Raw genomic sequence first — 1602 nt, 5'->3', positions numbered from 1 at the left:
CCAAGTCAAGGAAAGTGTATTATTGATAAGCCAGTATCTGATGTTATTGTGAATAGTAATAATGATATTAATTCGAGAGCTTTGTATTTTCATATTCCTTTTTGTGAAACTATATGTACATTTTGTCCTTTTACTAAAGGTGGTTATAAAGGCGAAACTGTAATTAATAATTACACGGATGCTTTAATTAAAGAAATAGAATTAAAAGCAAATTTTGTTGATTACCAGGCTGTTCCGGTTCGCGCGATTTTTTTTGGAGGAGGAACTCCATCTTTATTATCTCCATCTAATATTTTAAAAATAGGAGAAGCTATACATAAGCATTTCAAAGTAGCATCTAATTGTGAGTTTTCTTTTGAAATTGAGATAAAAAGTCTTACCGAGGAAAAAGTAATTGCTATGAAAGAAATAGGGGTTACACATCCACGCTTTGGTCTTCAAACTTTTAATCAAGAATGGAGAAAACTTTTTAATCTCACATCTACATACGAACATATTAAATTTGCTGCTAGTATATTAAATGCTAATTTTAAGTACGTACTTTTTGATATATTGTACGGTATGAACGGACAAGATGAAGAAGAAATAATTAAAGATCTCGAAATGGCTGTATCTCTTGGTACATCTAATATAGACATATACCCAATTGACAATGTTGTGACACAAGTAAAATTGCATAAAGCTATCAAAAACCGTGGTTTAGGTTTTACTACAGCAACAAGAAAATTTTCTATGAATATGCTAATAGATGCTTATATGAGAAGTAAGGGATTTATGCCTCATAATGGTCATGGTTATATTCGTACCCCAAATGTAACCTCTGATATAGTTACGGATGAATATAGTTTTGTGTATCATGAGCATGTTTATGGATATTCAGATTTTGATTTGCATGGTTTTGGAGTAAATGCTGTAACATCAATACGTGAACACGTAATAACAAATTTTTCTAATCGTAATGCTTACATTACAGCCGTCAATAGTGAAAAAATGCCCGCAAATGTTAGTAAGCACTCTCCAATTCTAGATGAGATAAAGCCAATCATTTTGCGCCTACCTTATCATGGTTTAGTGAATAAATCTTTAATAAAAATGGATTTTGTGCCTAAAAGTATTTTTTCTAAATTAGATATTCTTTTATCTAATGATCTTATAGTGGAAAATAATGACTCCTGGCAACTTACAAAACTAGGTTGGTATTGGTATATTAATATTATGTTTTGGTTGATGCCAGAAGAAGATCAACGTATTTTAAAGGCATTTATTGCAGAAAAACTGAATGAAACAGGTAGATTTATAGCTAAAAAAGAGCTTGTGTATGTATGATAATATTCTGTCTTTTATAATAAGATTAAAATATTATTCTAAATTCTTGTATCATTATGCGTATTTCTTTAAACGTTTTTTTTTGAAATTTATATCACCAATTGTATTGAAGGGAATGCAACTTTAAGTGTAGAAAAATTTAATATCGGATGGTTGATATGAATTTATTTTTAAAAAAGAGTCCTTTAGCTCTTTTTTCCTCTCTCTTTATTTCCAAAGTTGGTGATTATGCTTATGAAGTTGTTTTTATTTTACTGGTCTTAGAATTAACAGATA

General features: G+C 29.6%; 1 protein-coding gene. It reads left to right on the top strand.

Features of this window, described 5'->3' with window-relative positions; all coding sequences use genetic code 11:
* Positions 1 to 1326: coproporphyrinogen-III oxidase family protein (locus tag ACFILW_RS09425; protein ID WP_375685670.1), on the top strand; the 1326-nt coding region annotated here is incomplete at its 5' end.
* Positions 1327 to 1602 lie beyond the last annotated feature (276 nt).

The organism is Bartonella sp. TT110JLCBS, from assembly GCF_042193405.1.
In the GTDB taxonomy this organism is placed as follows: domain Bacteria; phylum Pseudomonadota; class Alphaproteobacteria; order Rhizobiales; family Rhizobiaceae; genus Bartonella.
Note: the sequence above shows the minus strand (reverse complement) of the source record. Positions and strands in the feature narration are given on the sequence as shown.